Genomic DNA, 15,444 nt, shown 5'->3' on the forward strand with positions numbered 1-15,444 from the left:
AAGCACTTCGCGCCGCGTTATCACGCTCGTAACTCCCTGGCGTCAACATTGCGTCTGGCCAAAACAAGGTGTCCGCCACCCAGATCAGCCTGGGCAAGATCGTTTGAATCGGTTTCGTCAAAAAACTGCGGTCCCCAGGCTCGTTTGTCCGAGGCACCACTCGCCTTGAGGGTTTTAAAATCAAGAGGGCGGTCCAAATCGGGAAAAGGGACAGCCGCGAGAAGGGAGCGGGTATAGGGATGTATCGGATTGCGCAGAATGATTGCGGAAGGTGCTAACTCGACAATTCGACCAGCACACATGACTGCTATCCGATCAGCCATATAGTCGACCACAGCAAGGTTATGTGAAATAAACAGGTAGGTTAGGCCCAATTTCTTTTGTAGATCCTTAAGCAGGTTCAAAATCTGCGCTTGCACGGAGACATCCAAGGCGGAGACGGGTTCATCGCAAATCAACAATTGCGGTCCAAGCGCCAATGAGCGTGCAATTCCTATGCGCTGACGCTGCCCACCCGAAAAACTGTGCGGATAGCGATTGAGAAAGCGTTGATCAAGCCCGATTGCCTGTATCAAGGCTCGTACTTTTTCCATGCGATAGGCTCTATCCCCGCGCCCATGTATTTCCAGCGGCTCACTCAGAATGTTCTGGACTGTCATGCGCGGAGACAGGGAAGAAACTGGATCCTGAAAAACCATTTGAATATGGGTTCGCAGCTCCATCAGAGCTTCGCCTTGCGCCGCTAGAACGTCAACCTCTCCCTTGCCTTCGTTGAAAGTCACGCTCCCGCTGTCGGGCGTAATGGCACGCATTAAAATTTTGCTCAATGTGGTTTTGCCGCACCCGCTTTCCCCAACAAGACCAAGGCACTCGCCCCGGCGAATGTCGAAACTGACATCATTGACGGCCTTTATGCGTGTCTTGTCCTGCTTGCCAAACATGCCGGATTTGCGAATGGAATAGGTCTTTGTCAGGTTTTTCACACTCAGCAAAATCTCCGGCGTGTTTTCGGGCTTCGGCTTTTTTGCCCAAAGCGTGTCCGAATTGACCGGAACTTCACGCAAAGCCTTCAATCGTTCTCCTGGCTTCATGTCGAAGTGCGGTACGGCAGCCATCAGCCCTTTTAAATACGGATGCTGCGGATTGCGAAAGATAGCATCGACGTGACCCGCTTCCATGATCTCGCCATGATAGATGACCACAACCTCATCGGCCATATTGGCCACGACACCGAGATCATGCGTGATCAACAGCATCGCCATGTTCAACTTTTGCTGAAGGTCCTTCAACAATTCAAGTATTTGAGCCTGTATGGTAACATCGAGGGCGGTCGTCGGCTCATCTGCAATCAAAAGGGCAGGGCGGCAGATCAAAGCCATCGCTATCATTGCCCGCTGGCGCATGCCTCCGGATAACTCGAACGGGTACATGTCATAAGTGCGTGCAGGATTGTGAAACCCTACCAGCCCCAGCATCTCCTCAGTCTGTGCCCTGCGTTCTTCTTTGGTCGCCTGTGTATGGATTTGCAGGACTTCGCTGATTTGGTTGCCGACAGTATGCAATGGCGACAGGGATGTCATTGGCTCCTGAAAGATCTTAGCCATTCGCTTGCCACGCAGATCTCGCAGCTCAGCACCGTCAGGGCGCATTTGCAATATGTCGCTTGCTCTGCCGTTTAGAGGATCGGTGAAAAGAATTTTACCTGTGACGCTGGCCGTATTGGGCAAAATGCCCATAACCGACTGACTTATAACGGATTTGCCGGAGCCAGACTCGCCCACGAGAGCCGTCACTTTACCTGGTAGGACGCGAAGATTGACGCCCTTTACCACATTCATTCGTCCACCAAGCATCGCAAAAGAGATGCCAAGGTTCTCAATGCGTAATAAATCCGTTCCCGACACCATGCGAGCGACTTAATCCTTAAAGGCTGTCGTTTTCTGTCAACTGGAACGAGACTAGCTTACGCTCTTGTCCGAGTCCAGTTGGTTGAATGGCGATTGCCCATGTAGATCAAATACATACTCTTGTTTACGGTACAGGACAGACGGAAGCATCAAGAACATCGGAACAGCGCGGGGAGCGGCGGAAATTGTCGAAATAAAGCGCCCATTCAGTTTTGTCGGCCGCGCGATACGGGCCAAACTTGAAATATTGATTATCGCCTAGCCCTTTGTCTCCATGGCCTATGTTTCCTTTGACGGTCACGATCCATTTATTATTGGCAAAAATCTCAACATGGCCGGATCCGTCCGGACCTGGTTTTGTATATATGGCAAAATCAATCCAGCCCGAATCCGGCGTAGGCAGCTTGTTGCCCCTGTCGGTTACAACAATGGCATCAGTGCAACTGTTGAACTGCTTGCCGTCTTGCGGGGTCCATTTATCATCAGTGGCGATAAGCGCACGCATCTGATTGGTATCAGGTCGATACCAAACCGGCGTCTGTTTGTCGCTGCAAGCCTTTACAGTGCTTGGGCCTGCTGCCTTTGTTGGCGCGATATAATTGGTTTCAATCGTCGCAAAAAGTTTTCCATGATTGAGACGTAATGCCAAAAATGGGCTGAAATCACCCACGGCTTCCGGCCCAATTTCCCTTTTCCACTGCGCGATCAGATAGCGATGATCATCTTTCGGGATCGGATCGGCAAATTTTACCGCGAACCCATACCAGACGCCTTGGTCATAGGGGACGCGATGCTGGGTTTTCTCCCAGACTTCAGCACGCTCGCTGCAGTTTTTTCGCACCTTGGGGCAAAACGGCTTTACGCTTAACTTCAGTGCCCCAGCACCGGTCTGCTTTATCTCGGATTGAAACTCGACTTTACCAGCCTGCTGTTCAAAGTTCTGGCGGTAATAAAGCCCACCTGCGGGGGAGAAATCTTTCCCGTCGAAACCATCAATCAGAACGTCGCCTATGGGTTCTGCTGCCGCACCCGTTGCACTCAAAGCTGCCGCAAGAAAAGCCATAGCGACGTATCTTCCTGTCATTGCATGAATTTCTCTAAGAGGGGACGTTTGGGCGGAGTAGACTTGGCATCTCTGTGAAGTAGCATGACCTGTTCGGCTTCCGAAAGTCCATCATAAGTTATTTCGTCATAGGCATCGTCAAGCTGCGCGGTCTGTCCTGCAGGTTTTGGCAATAGAACCGTTACCTTCTGACCCACACCACGCAATTTTTCCTCGCCAAGAGTGGTCCAATCGCCTCCACAATATGTGGCAAATGCCTGGCTGGCGACGACTTCACGATCATATTTCTTTGTTAGGCTTTGAAGTCTTTGCACCTCATTTACGGCCGATCCGAAAGCCGAAAATGTCAGCCTGTCCTTCAATCCGACATTCCCGAACATGACATTGCCGACATGCAGTCCAATTCCATATTTGATGGCGCTGAGGCCTTCTTGCTGCCGCATGATGTTGAGTTCGGCAACGCGTGCTTGAGCCTTGGAAACAGCAGAAAGGGCGGACTGACACGCGACTTTGGAAGGGTCCTTGTGCCTGCCGCAAGGATAGACGGCAAGAAATCCATCGCCCATAAAGCTCAAAATTTCGCCGCCACCACGGTTGAAGGGCGCGGCGATCGCATCAAAGAAATGGTTGAGGGTATCAATATAGGCCTGCCGCCCTTCTTTTTCTGCGAGCACTGTTGATTGACGCATGTCGCCCATGACCAAGGCGGCGCGAATAGTCTCGCCATCACCCCGGCGAATCTGGCCATTGAGAACGCGCTTGCCAGCATTACCACCAAGGTAAGTGGTCAACATATTGTCGGCGAGTTTTCCCAGAACGGCCATTTTTGCCGCAACAGCAAGATGGTTCTGCAAACGCAAGAGTTTGGCAATCATTGGGTCGCTGAAGCCTTCACTGGAATCAGTTGCCCACGATCCCATCATGCCTTGGGTCGATTGGCCGCCAAAGGACTGCAAAAACGCAAGATAGTCAGTCATGCCTTCAAGTCTGAGTTCATCCAGAACCGGGAACTCCGATGGTCCATCAAGATCGATGCGCCGCCGCAGATGCTCAAGATTGTTGCTGAGCAAATAGAAATAAGGGCTGAGAAGAAACCGTTCGGGTTTTTCACCAGGATTGTGGCGGTAACCTTCCACAGTCATGCCGCTTGAACGCTTCCAGGTAAAACCGAGAGCGTCGTAAAGGGGGTGAAGCATTGAAAAGGAAAGATTGACGCGGGCTATTGGTAGGCCCGCCGCTGCAATGCGCTCGCAAAATCCGCGCACGATTACTTCAAGGCTGTCTCCAGCCAATGCTGACTCTGTAACCCAGTCTGCCACCTTGTCGAGAAGAATTGTGGAAATATCCGCTTGGGTCGCGCTCATCCCTCGTCCTTACAAATTCGAGCTACGTCCATTTTCCGCGTATGCCATTTGTCGAACGTGTCAACTACGCTCGAACAGGAGAATAATAACAACAGGATGAGTGAATCCGGATGCAGTGTCAACGCTGGCAAACAATCCACCTGTGGGGTCGATCCGCCAATTACGCTGGACTTTCGCAGGTAAACAGACAGGCGCCCTCTAATTAATTACATTGACATTGGTTAGATGGGCATTTCCCCAATCTGAAACAATAGGGCGTTGTCACTTGATTGTGACGTAAGTGGTGAGGTTGCGGTCGCTTGACAGCTATCCGTATAGCAGCCATCTACGAACGAAGGCGCAGGCCAGATAAGACTGGAATATCACGTGACCAATACTGCTTTTACCGACCTTTCGCAAAAACTCCTGACACAACAGGCAAAAGCCGGAGTAATCGGACTTGGATATGTTGGACTCCCCCTGGCGATTACGCTTGCACGCAGCGGATTCCACGTAACTGGGTTTGATGTCGACCCGGCAAAAATTATCGCGTTGGACGCCGGAAATTCCTATATCGAAGCGGTTAGCAATGCCGATCTAGCCAAAGAGACTTCAGCGGGAAGATTCCGTTCTTCGGATGATTTCGGGCAACTCGCGTCATGTGACGTGATTGTCATCTGCGTTCCGACGCCCCTGACAAAACATCGGGACCCTGATCTTTCTTATGTTGAGGCAACGAGTCGTTCAATTGCAGCCACGCTTCGAAGGGGTCAGCTTATAGTGTTGGAGTCGACGACTTATCCCGGTACAACGGACGATATTGTCAAAACCATTCTGGAAAAGACCGGGTTGAAGTCAGGTCAGGACTTTTTTCTAGGGTTTTCGCCAGAAAGGGAAGATCCGGGCAATCGCGACTTTGATACGTCCAGCATTCCAAAGATCGTTGCTGGCGATGGTGCTGAAGCCAGTGAGTTGATGCAGGCCTTCTATGGGCAAGCCGTCAAGACTGTTGTGCCCGTCTCATCCAATGCGACGGCTGAAGCAGTAAAACTCACAGAGAACATTTTCCGGGCCGTGAATATAGCGTTGGTCAATGAACTCAAGACAGTTTACGCTGCAATGGGGATCGATATCTGGGAAGTAATCGAAGCCGCAAAGACAAAGCCCTTTGGCTATATGCCATTTTACCCTGGGCCCGGCCTTGGGGGTCATTGTATTCCCATCGACCCTTTTTACCTGACCTGGAAATCGCGGGAATATGAATTACCGACGCGATTCATTGAGCTTGCAGGCGAAATAAACTCGGCTATGCCGCGTTATGTGATCAGCAAATTGTCGGAAGCACTGGATATCCGTGAGGGGAAAGCCCTCAGCCGTTCGCGCATCCTGATCATTGGTTTGGCGTACAAGAAAAATGTTCCCGATATCCGCGAAAGCCCCTCATTACGACTGATGGAAATTATCCACGAGCGTGGCGGCACTGCCGATTATCACGATCCATATGTCGCTGAAATTCCCACGACGAGGGAATATATGGCTTTGAAAGGGCGACAATCAATCGATCTTACAAAGGAAACTGTCCAGTCTTACGATGCGGTTTTGATTTCGACAGATCATGATTGCATTGATTATGCATCAATAGCCGCATGGTCACCGTTAATCGTTGATACCCGCAATATTTTCACGAAACGTGGGCTCATGGCAGACCATATAATAAAATCATAAGTGCTGCCGTGGCCCAACAGCCAAGCCGCGTCACCCTCAGGCGAGTTTGGCTTTAAGGTTGCTTGCAGCCATTGCATAACCGCCAGAGGCACCGTCGATGAAGTGGATATGGTCATGCGCCAGCGGCGTGGGAACCAGACAGGTTATCAAAGCCGAGCTTTGCCTGTGTAAACCGTACTGACAGATTCCCTCTTTGGCTGCTTCTTCCAGCCGCTCTTCAATACGTGTCAACCGCGCAGCATCAATGTCGATGGTCATCTTGAGTCCATCATCGAACTTGCGGAAATCAGAATTTTGAACCAGTTCGCGCTTATACGCTTTGGGATCAAATCCACCGGCTGTGAGACCCAGTTTTTCCAGCATTATCGTCAGTCCGATCTGAGCGAAAATGGCAAACTTTTTATAGAGCCTTTTCCCAGCCGGAGCAGTTGCCCTTGCCTCGGTACTGATGCCCTGCAATGTGAATTCAATCTGTGGTCCTTCTTCCGGAATTGGGTGGGCGCCGCGCGCTTGCTCGGCAGCTATGGCAACAACATCAGCCACCAATTGCTGGAAGCGGGCGTCTGCTCCCGATGCCCCGGGCACTGCAATAATGGAAACAATCTCACCGTTGTGGGCGCGGACCGGATTCCAACGGCAGGACAGGCCAGTCAGATCAGGACGCGAGCCCGAGGGCGCTGGTTTGATCAGAAATTTACCCGCTTTCATTTGAGCTTCAGCCCAACTTGCTCCTCCGCCGGCGAACATCGCATAAGAGAGCTCCGAGCTGACTTTAAATCTGGCCACGCGTACATCCAGACCTTGAGCGCGCACCGCCGCCATTGGAACAATGGCCGCTCTCAGGTTCAACTGCAATTCATCCGCCACCCAGGCTTGTACTGCCGCAAGTGCTTTGCGAGCCTCCAGCTCCTCTGAAGCAGGAAGAGCAACCAAAGCTCCATCGCCTCCGAATATAAATGGATGGTTTTGCTTCCCTAATGCGTTGAGGAGAGCCGATATGACGCTTGCGCCCGCCACGTTGACGGCCTTGTAGCGTCCCTGTTTTATGGCTTCGGTTGAACCCACTATGTCTGCAGTGGCCAACACCCAGTCAGCGGGAAGCGCCTTGTAATTGGCGTTGTCCGCAACGCCTTCAAATTGCTCGAAAACAGGCAATGTCTCAAAAAAATTGTCGTTCTTTTCAGTCGTCATAAGCGACAGTAACACAGGCCGATTGTGCAGGCGATGCACACTTATCCATCGGGCTGCTCAATGCACAATAACGGCAGTGCCTGTTAAATATGTGAAAACTTGAAAATACAATTGTTCGCGGCTTGTGTGTCCCGTGAACGGTATGCAACGATATAACTGCTGCCGATTCTTGCCCATCAAATCGAGCCATTCCTTGAGAGTGCTAATAACATGCCGGCATATCGTGCCCGCAGGGGGACTAGTTTGTTATCCGATGCATTTTGATTTAGCCCATTTCCCGGATTTTCAGGAAGGATTTTTCGGTATCTCTGCCAAGAGAGATGTGCTCGAGATGCTGATTGATATCCGGGAGCAGTTGGATTGTCTCCACATAACCCATATCGGCTACTCCAACCAGACCGCTCCCAACAAGGGCTCAACTCCAGACGTTTCTGTTACCACAACCCTGCCTTTCAGCTGGGCGATGCGCTATTCGGCAAAAGGTTATTACAAGTTGGATCCGCTGCTTGATGCTGTGGTTATGCCTCGGCGCCCTGCCCAGGCAGCAGGAAGCATACGAAATCTGGCAGATGAAGTTGCCTTGTCATCCGAGGTAGAAAAATACTTTTGGGACCGCGAGATGCGAAACACTGGTAGCCTGTTTCTTGCAGTAGGTGCTTCCAATCCCCACGGCTTCAAAGGGATTACAGAATTTACGTTCAACGTCGGCAAATCTGAACAGGCAGGCTTCATCGAGCGGATGCGCCAACGCCTTGTTGCATGTTCATCGCGTCTGCACACCGCGCTCCACGGAAATCGCAATCCGGTCCTTGCTGCCGTTGTTGCCAAGCTGCTGACAAAACGAGAACTGGATTGCCTCTATTGGGCCGCCAATGGAAAGACGGACGGCGAAATCGGGGAAATTCTTGACATCGCGCGCTGGACGGTAGTGACGTACTTGCAAAACGCAAAAAACAAGCTTGGTTGCGCCAATCGCACCTCAACCGTAGCAACTGCTTTGGCATTGGGCGTTATCGAAATGCCTGTTATCGCAAACAGGTTCTAGTCGGTGCTCTCGGAAGCTGTGAATTGAGGCAAATGGGCATCTGCAAAAGCTGCTTCAAGCAAAGCCGTGTTTTCCGCCGGGCTGCGGCCCGTTTCAGCAAAACGCAGATGATGAAGGTCAATTTCAGTGGAATGGGCTGAGAGGATCAAGCGAAAATATGCATTGACGCCCATGTTGCTGAATTCCAGATCAAGTGTCACGGTGGGCGTCGAGTTCCAGTCGAGGTGATACTCACCGCCGTGCCCGAAAGTCAGCGTATTGGGATAAAAGGTCAACTCGGTGGCCGAGTTTACGATGTCGGCAATATTGCCGAAAAGCTCACAGCGGATGAAGGCAATATAGTCGGCCACGTCAACGAGCAGAAGGTCTTTGATAACCTCCGTCAGATGCCGCTCTAGAATCTCGACGCGTGTCGCGGAATACTGGGTTTTTTTCATATATTCATCCGACTATCGATAATTATACTATTTTCGGCGGGTATTAACAAATTGAATAAGTTCGGCGACAGCCTTGTAGAATTCCGGCGCGATTACATTATTAACCTGCACCTGTTTGTAGAGTGAACGTGCCAACAGGACATTCTCGAAAATCGGCACATCATTTGCCTCTGCGACTTCTCTTATCTTTAGTGCGATGATGTCCTGACCCTTGGCGACAACGACGGGAGCGGGATCCTTTGCCGGATTGTAGCGAAGTGCAACCGAGAAGTGTGTCGGATTTGCGACGATGAGAGTGGCGGTCGGAACTGACGCAATCATCCGCTGCCGCGCGCGATCGCGGCTGAGGGATCTCAACCGTGACTTGAGCAAAGGATCGCCTTCAGCCTGCTTGTGTTCGTCCTTGATCTCCTGTCGTGTCATGCGCAGTTCATTGCGCCAGTGAATGCGCGACCAGGCAATGTCGAATGCTGCCAGCACAGTTACTGCGATCGCTATCGAAGAAAGCAGGCGGGTTATATGGGCCCTAATAAGCTCCGGAAGCTGCCCGGGTTCAGTGATTATGGCATCAACAAAAAAATGGCTGTCGCGAAAAAAAATCATGAAAACAATGATGCTGGCCGCGGCAAATTTGAAGGTTGATTTTAGAAACTCAACGCGTCCGGCAGACCCGAAAATACGCGACCAGCCTTTGGCGGGCGACACCCTCGATGCTTGTGGCTCGATACGGTTGAAAACAATTCGCGGAGCGTTTTGCAGAACCGATGCAAGGATGCCTGCACCGGGGATCAGGATCATAATGGGAAGCAGCGCAAGACCGACGGCTGCTCCAATTATTCCGAACAACTGCCGCGCATCATCTGCGCTGTTCAAATGCCAGTCGTCTGATTTGTCAAAGAGTTCAGAAAGGAAGGATGAGAGTTTTGCGCCGCTTGGTATCGCTACAAACACCAGAATGATGATAAGCGCGATGATTGAGGCAAGGATGGGTGCTTCGCGAGAGAAGGGCAGGTTGCCTTTCTCCATTGCATCGCTGATTTTCTTTTCAGTCGCCTCCTCGGTTTTGCTCTCTTTGTCGGTCTCGTCTGACATCTAGCAGGACTGCTCCGTTAAGGTCCGACCTGCTCGGGCTCAAGGCGAAGATCGCCGCGTTCAGCCAAAGCAATTGCGGTACGTGCGATAGAGCGCCTGGCCTCCGTTACAGCATTGGCATTGATATTGTTCGGGCTGGAGAGTTCTGTCTCAACCATGCGGCGCCCGCGTGTCGATAGCGACTGAAGAATGAGTTCCTGGAGCTGCGGCTCGCAACCATGCAAGGCTGTGGTAACAACATCGGTCTGAATGTCATCGAACAGAACAAGTCTCGAGCGTTGCGACAGACGGGCAATATCCTCGAAGGTGAACAATTTCGCCTTGATCTTTGCAAGGTCGTCCGCACCGAGATCCGTCAGATCTCCAAGCAGTTCGTCGATCTCGGATTTTTCCAGCTGATTGATAATATTCGCGATCGTGCCGTGATGGCTCTTTTCGGAAGCCGTATTGTCTTTTCCTGTTACCTCACGTTGAAGAATGGCTTCGAGCATGGCGGAGACAACTGGGGCAACTTTGCGGATATGCAACGTGCGCTGGATCAAGGCGCTGCGCGTCGTTGGTGAAAAACGGATAAGCAACTTTGCTGCGATATCGGATGGCAGGCGGGAAATCACATAGGCTGTGACCTGCGGATGCTGATTAACAAGATAGGCGTGCAAGATCTCGACTGGAATTCGCGGTAATTGATCCCAAACGGACTCCTGAGCCAAAAGTTCGGGCCGACGGTTTTCGATAACGGCACTTGCTTCATCGGCGGTGAGGGATTCGCGCAGCAGGCCCTCAAAGCGCATCCCGGCTTCGGATACCGGCGCACCGTCGGCAAATGCATTCTCGAACTGCTTTACCAGTTCTTCGAAGTCGCTGGGCGTGATGGGTTCGAGCTTGCGAGCGTGTACCGCCAGTGAACGCAAATCATCCGCTGTGAAATGCTTGAGGAGGCGGGACGCGGATGGCCGTCCGATGGCGACGAGCAATGCCGCCACTTTTTCAGGTCCTGACAGATCCTGAATGGCGCTTGATGCCTCTTCGGTTGCGTGATCGCTCATCTCGCCACGCTTAATTGCCGCTGCCGATGACTTCGGTCAGGCTGACGCCAAACCTTGAGCTGTCATCTTCAAGGACGATCACTTCACCGCGGGCGATAACGCGGCCATTGACGACAATATCGACCGGATCGCCGATTTGCTTGTCTAGTGTTACAACAGAACCGCGTCCGAGCTTCATCAAATTCGCGACCGGCATGGACGTACTTCCCAGAACAACCTGCACGTCAACTGGGATACCCATGATCAGGTCGATATTGGGCTTGGACCCGGCTGGTTTCCGGGTCGGTTGCGGCTCGTCGCGCTTGAGGTCTTCGATGGCCTCGTTCAGTTCGTCTTCGATCGAGTTCTTGTCGGATATGGCCATGATGCGAATGATCCCGAGTGCGGAGTAGGTTTAAAGAACAGCGCCAGCAACGTCGCTGGCACGAACGATACGATTGACAAAAACTGGCAAGGGGCGCGCTGGTTCGAACGGAGCAACTTGCGTTGGCGTTACAGATTTGAGCTGATCCGTCATAAAGTGATTGATGGAACTGATTTTGACCTCCGGTGGAGCTACGTGTGACGCAGCTGCCGGTTGCTGCATGGCAGCGGCAACAAGTGCATCTTCATTCAGATCCAGCCGCGCTCGCTTTATAAGCTCCATTGCGCGAGCCATTTCAGAGCGCACACGATCAGAATCTTTCAGGCGCGCTTCAAGCCGTATGCTTTCGTCCCGGCAGATCTCCCGCTCTGCCTGAAGAATTGCCAAGGCTTTTTGAAGATTATTGGCCGAGCTTGCTACCTGATTTGCCATCAGCCGACTCATTGCCGTCAGTCTGCTCGCTTTGCGCAGGGCCGCAAAAAATACGATCAAGGAAATGGCACTCAAACCCAGTGAGATCAGATTAACCAGCAGCAAGCTCATCAAGGAGGTCCTCTTCTTCGTTGACGGGATCGGTGATGCGAACGGTGAATACGCTTCCCGCCTTGCCGAGACGGCATTTGTAAAGGGCCTGATCGCCACTGCGCAGACGGACTTGATCAATTGCGTCCTTGGGTAAGTGCAGAATTTGTCCCGGGCGCAGTAAAGCGAGTTGCTCAAGAGTCATTGAACCTTGCTGCAAATAGGCCTCGACCTCGATATGCGCACGGCTGACTTCCAGTCGCAGCTTCTTTGCCCAGCTGGGATCAAGATGATGTGCGGGCTGCCGCAACAAGCGGGCGATTGCGTCCTGCATCGGCCGGAAAGCGGAGCGCGGCAACAGAATGGAGACGTGACCGGAGCGGCCCGTTACATTCAAGCCGATAGTGCAGGCAATCATTCGGGCCTCGGAAACGGTGCCCGGCGCAAGGTGCGCAGCTTCGCTAAGCTCGCCCATCTGGAAAAGCGGATCGCCGCCGGAGAACATATGATCGAGCGAGGATGTGATATCGCTGAAAGTCTGTCGCGCGATTCCCATATCCACTGACGTGAAAGGCCTAATAGTCGTCGCCATCTCGGAACTTCCGCCAGAACCGAAGAGAGCCTCAATTCCACAGTCGACAAAGCTCCGGTCGGCGGCCAGCAGGATTCTTGAGCCCCATTTGGGCACGGAAACCGTTCCCACCAAGGCCGAACCCTGGACTGCATCGGTCACGGCTTCTTTCTCGAGGGAACGAATATTAAGGAACTCAGCGGTGACGGCTGCATCGGTTTGCGCGGAAATCCTTGCGCCAAATGTCGAAGCTAAATCGCGGAATACCGTTTCGAATGATTTCAGATCATCGACAGAAAGGCCCGCCGCCCGCAGGATACTATCCGCCAGCGCGTCAGGTTTTTTTTGCTCGGCCTCGACCTCCATCACAGAACCTTAAGCCGCTTGCTGCAGGGGCGTTGGGGAGAGAGTTTCCTGCTCCACAACGTCAATGGATGGACGATCATAGGCGGAAATAGTCTTGCGGCCATATTCGAGCGCGATTTGGGGCAGAGCACCATTCATATATGCCAGCAATGTCTGCTTTACGATGATGTAAAGCCTGTTTTGCTTCTCGCGCGTTGTCTTGATCTTGGTGGCGATCGGCCCCACGACACCGTAGGACAGGAAGATGCCCGCGAAGGTTCCGACAAGTGCTGCGCCGATGAGATGTCCAAGAATTTCAGGCGACTCATTGAGCGCGCCCATGGCTTTGATGACGCCAAGAACAGCGGCGACGATGCCAAGGGCAGGCAATCCCTCCGACACGCTGACCATTGCATGATAAGGCTTGAGCTTGTCACGTGAAATGGTGTGAATTTCTTCATCCATCAGAGCTTCGATTTCATGCGAACGCGCATTACCGATGATGATCAGGCGGCAATAGTCGCAGATGAAATGCGTCAGGTCATGGTTCTTGAGAACGCTCGGAAATGCCTGGAAAATTGTCGATTCATTCGGATTATCGATATGAACTTCCACCTCATTACGCGATTTTGCGCGCAATTCGCGCATCAGGGCATAGAGAACACCGAGCACATCGAGATAGTCACGCTGCTTTGGCACCTTGTTGGTGAATGCCTCCATGCAGGCGCGACCGGAATCCTTGACTGCCGAGAAGGGATTGGCCACTAGGAAAGTGCCGAGTGCGGAACCGCCGATAATCACAAATTCCCATGGCTGCATCAGAACGCCAACGTGCCCGCCCATGGCGATAAAGCCACCAAGCAGACAACCCATTGTTACGACCAGTCCGATCAGAATACCCAAAACCTGCTCCTGCATGTTCGCCAGTGTTCCAGAGCTATCAAGGTCGGCTTGCGTGAACCTTGCAGCCGGAACGGAGTTTGATTTCGAAGAGCAGCTGCATGTCTTCCTTTTGTAGTAAGACAAGAAGGCTCAGCTAGCCACCGAACGCCATTTGCTAAATGCCATGGGCTAGCTTGCACCGCTTAAAATGAAAGAGAGTGGGTTGCAATGACAGTCGCCAGTGCTGCAATGGCCAGTTCCTTACAATCAATTCTCTTCCTCATGGTGAGTCCTCCTGAGCGAAGGACAAACCCGCGCACACTGTCAACTGGCGTTTCTCCATCAGCTTCAGGCAAGCTTGATTTGCGACAAATACGCAAAAGCTTCTGAAAGGCGCATCATGACCAGTACGATGACGAGCTACCGTTTGATTGCTGCGGATCTGCCGCGCTCACTTGCGCGCATTGCCAAGGAACCAATGGTACAGCGCGACAGCGACTATTATCTGAAGAACATTGGCAAGGTGAAAACCATCGATGATCTGATGAAGGATACCAAGCTATATAATTATGCGTTGAAAGCCTTCGGGCTTGAAGACATGGCCTATGCCAAGGCATTCATCAAAAAAGTTTTGACCGAAGGGGTCGAGAACAGGGACAGTTTTGCCAATAAGCTGACTGATACCCGCTACAAGGAATTTGCTACGGCTTTCAACTTCGCCAAACTGGGCGACAAGACGACCGAAAGCCCGGTCGTATTAAAGCCTGTCGTCGACAGCTATGTTCAGATGACGCTTGAACAGGAAACCGGTAAACAAAGCGACGGCGCGCGCCTGGCGCTTTATTTTTCCCGCAAGGCTTCGTCCATTACCAATGCTTATGAGATCCTTGGCGATAAGCGCCTGCTTGCAGTCTTCCAGACAACCTTCAATATTCCCAAACAGACATCCGCACTCGACATTGATCGTCAGGCCAAGATGGTTGAAGAGAAACTTGATCTCAAGGATTTGCAGGATCCGGCGAAGGTCGAGAAACTTCTTGTCCGCTTTACAGCCATGTACGACATGGCCAATCCCAGCACGAATATGGCGCCGTCAGTGCAGTTGTTTGGCGGTGCGGCGGAAATCGGCATATCGCCCAGCATTCTTGCAACCCTGCAATCATTCAAACTTGGAGGGCGCTGATGGAAAATTCCATTTATGTGGGGCTTTCGTCACAAATATCGCTGGAACGCCGGCTTGATGTGCTGGCGCATAATGTGGCGAATATGTCGACGCCCGGATTCAGGGCAACAGGCATGAAATTCGATGCGATGGTCTCGAAGGCCGCCGAGAACTCGAGCTTCGTCAGTGCTGGCGAAAGCTTTATCAAGACGGAGGCCGGACCGATCAATCAGACTGGCAATCCGCTTGATGTTGCCGCCAAGGGGAATGTCTGGTTTTCATTGCAGACGCCAGCAGGTCAGGTGTTTACCCGTGATGGCAGAATGAAAATGTCGACCACGGGAGAACTGCTATCGGTCAAGGGATACCCAATCCTCGACGCCGGAGGCCAGCCGTTGACAATCGACCCGAATGGGGGCCCGCCGGAGATATCTTCGGATGGTGCGGTTTATCAAAATGGTCGTCAGCTCGGTGCCATTGGATTGTTCACGATCGATCCTGGTGCAAAACTCAGTTATTTCGATAATTCTGCAATCATACCGAGCGTTGCTGCCCAACCAGTAATCGACAATCCGGACGCAGGTGTCATTCAGGGTGCAATTGAGGGATCAAACGTTGATGCGATCAGCGAAATGACTCGGCTCATGAATGTTACGCGCGCCTTTGAACGCGTCAATGCCTTGCTCAGCGGCAGTGAAGCGACATTCACGAGCGCCATCAAGACCCTCGGTTCGTCCTCTTGATGTCCT

15 protein-coding genes are annotated in these 15,444 nt (G+C 52.2%); 4 read left to right on the top strand and 11 right to left on the bottom strand.

What is annotated here, in order from left to right; genetic code table 11:
• Window positions 1-20 precede the first annotated feature (20 nt).
• The 3 genes from ACTJI9_RS17160 to ACTJI9_RS17170 form a co-directional block, all read right to left on the bottom strand.
• Window positions 21-1,907 carry an ABC transporter ATP-binding protein gene (locus ACTJI9_RS17160; protein ID WP_440809593.1) on the bottom strand — a complete coding sequence of 629 codons (1,887 nt, stop codon included), beginning with the start codon at window positions 1,905-1,907 and terminating at the stop codon, window positions 21-23.
• Between the two features lie 124 nt (window positions 1,908-2,031).
• The gene (locus tag ACTJI9_RS17165) at window positions 2,032-2,991 is read right to left on the bottom strand and encodes a polysaccharide lyase (RefSeq protein ID WP_435530243.1); all 960 of its coding nucleotides are present in this window, start codon (window positions 2,989-2,991) and stop codon (window positions 2,032-2,034) included.
• Window positions 2,988-4,334 (bottom strand): adenylate/guanylate cyclase domain-containing protein, encoded by a 1,347-nt coding sequence (locus ACTJI9_RS17170; RefSeq protein WP_115054963.1) that lies wholly within the window; start codon window positions 4,332-4,334, stop codon window positions 2,988-2,990. Before ACTJI9_RS17170 ends, ACTJI9_RS17165 begins: the two co-directional genes overlap by 4 nt.
• Before the next feature lie 366 nt (window positions 4,335-4,700).
• Between ACTJI9_RS17170 and ACTJI9_RS17175 the strand changes: the two genes are divergently transcribed.
• Entirely contained in the window at window positions 4,701-6,038 is a 1,338-nt protein-coding gene (locus ACTJI9_RS17175; protein ID WP_115054964.1) for a nucleotide sugar dehydrogenase, read from the top strand.
• A gap of 36 nt (window positions 6,039-6,074) precedes the next feature.
• Here the strand turns inward: ACTJI9_RS17175 and ACTJI9_RS17180 are convergent, their stop codons facing one another.
• Entirely contained in the window at window positions 6,075-7,229 is a 1,155-nt protein-coding gene (locus tag ACTJI9_RS17180) for a DUF3095 domain-containing protein (RefSeq protein ID WP_337353397.1), read from the bottom strand.
• Between the two features lie 253 nt (window positions 7,230-7,482).
• On the opposite strand from ACTJI9_RS17180, the gene ACTJI9_RS17185 reads away from it, so the two are divergent.
• Window positions 7,483-8,274, top strand: a complete 792-nt coding sequence (locus ACTJI9_RS17185) for a helix-turn-helix transcriptional regulator (RefSeq protein WP_162802621.1) — start codon at window positions 7,483-7,485, stop codon at window positions 8,272-8,274.
• Here the strand turns inward: ACTJI9_RS17185 and ACTJI9_RS17190 are convergent.
• Genes ACTJI9_RS17190 through motA form a run of 7 tightly spaced genes read right to left on the bottom strand, consistent with a single transcriptional unit; the run spans window position 8,271 to window position 13,554 of the window.
• Window positions 8,271-8,711, bottom strand: coding sequence for a hypothetical protein (locus ACTJI9_RS17190; protein ID WP_115054967.1), 441 nt, complete (start codon window positions 8,709-8,711; stop codon window positions 8,271-8,273). The two genes, ACTJI9_RS17185 and ACTJI9_RS17190, sit on opposite strands and share 4 nt — an antisense overlap.
• 27 nt (window positions 8,712-8,738) lie before the next feature.
• Window positions 8,739-9,803 (bottom strand): flagellar biosynthesis protein FlhB, encoded by a 1,065-nt coding sequence (flhB, locus tag ACTJI9_RS17195; RefSeq protein WP_336441435.1) that lies wholly within the window; start codon window positions 9,801-9,803, stop codon window positions 8,739-8,741.
• A gap of 17 nt (window positions 9,804-9,820) precedes the next feature.
• A complete protein-coding gene (locus tag ACTJI9_RS17200) occupies window positions 9,821-10,849 on the bottom strand; it encodes a flagellar motor switch protein FliG (RefSeq protein ID WP_440809599.1) in 1,029 nt (342 codons plus the stop codon).
• A 10-nt stretch (window positions 10,850-10,859) separates the two neighbouring features.
• Window positions 10,860-11,213 (bottom strand): flagellar motor switch protein FliN, encoded by a 354-nt coding sequence (gene fliN / locus ACTJI9_RS17205; protein WP_337353399.1) that lies wholly within the window; start codon window positions 11,211-11,213, stop codon window positions 10,860-10,862.
• Between the two features lie 30 nt (window positions 11,214-11,243).
• Window positions 11,244-11,756 (bottom strand): BAB2_0123 family type IV secretion system effector, encoded by a 513-nt coding sequence (locus tag ACTJI9_RS17210; protein WP_307277239.1) that lies wholly within the window; start codon window positions 11,754-11,756, stop codon window positions 11,244-11,246.
• Window positions 11,737-12,672: a FliM/FliN family flagellar motor switch protein gene (locus tag ACTJI9_RS17215; protein ID WP_307277242.1), complete on the bottom strand. Its 936-nt coding sequence runs from the start codon at window positions 12,670-12,672 to the stop codon at window positions 11,737-11,739. Before ACTJI9_RS17215 ends, ACTJI9_RS17210 begins: the two co-directional genes overlap by 20 nt.
• A 9-nt stretch (window positions 12,673-12,681) precedes the next feature.
• The gene (motA, locus tag ACTJI9_RS17220) at window positions 12,682-13,554 is read right to left on the bottom strand and encodes a flagellar motor stator protein MotA (protein ID WP_115055114.1); all 873 of its coding nucleotides are present in this window, start codon (window positions 13,552-13,554) and stop codon (window positions 12,682-12,684) included.
• 379 nt (window positions 13,555-13,933) lie between these two features.
• Between motA and ACTJI9_RS17225 the strand changes: the two genes are divergently transcribed.
• The gene (locus tag ACTJI9_RS17225; RefSeq protein WP_115054973.1) at window positions 13,934-14,716 is read left to right on the top strand and encodes a DUF1217 domain-containing protein; all 783 of its coding nucleotides are present in this window, start codon (window positions 13,934-13,936) and stop codon (window positions 14,714-14,716) included.
• Complete coding sequence (gene flgF, locus ACTJI9_RS17230) at window positions 14,713-15,438, top strand: flagellar basal-body rod protein FlgF (protein WP_336441536.1); 726 nt, start codon at window positions 14,713-14,715, stop codon at window positions 15,436-15,438. The genes ACTJI9_RS17225 and flgF overlap by 4 nt, the downstream gene beginning before the upstream one ends.
• The last annotated feature ends 6 nt before the right edge of the window (window positions 15,439-15,444 follow it).

The sequence above is a fragment of the Phyllobacterium sp. 22552 genome (assembly GCF_052044585.1).
Taxonomy (GTDB): domain Bacteria; phylum Pseudomonadota; class Alphaproteobacteria; order Rhizobiales; family Rhizobiaceae; genus Phyllobacterium; species Phyllobacterium ifriqiyense.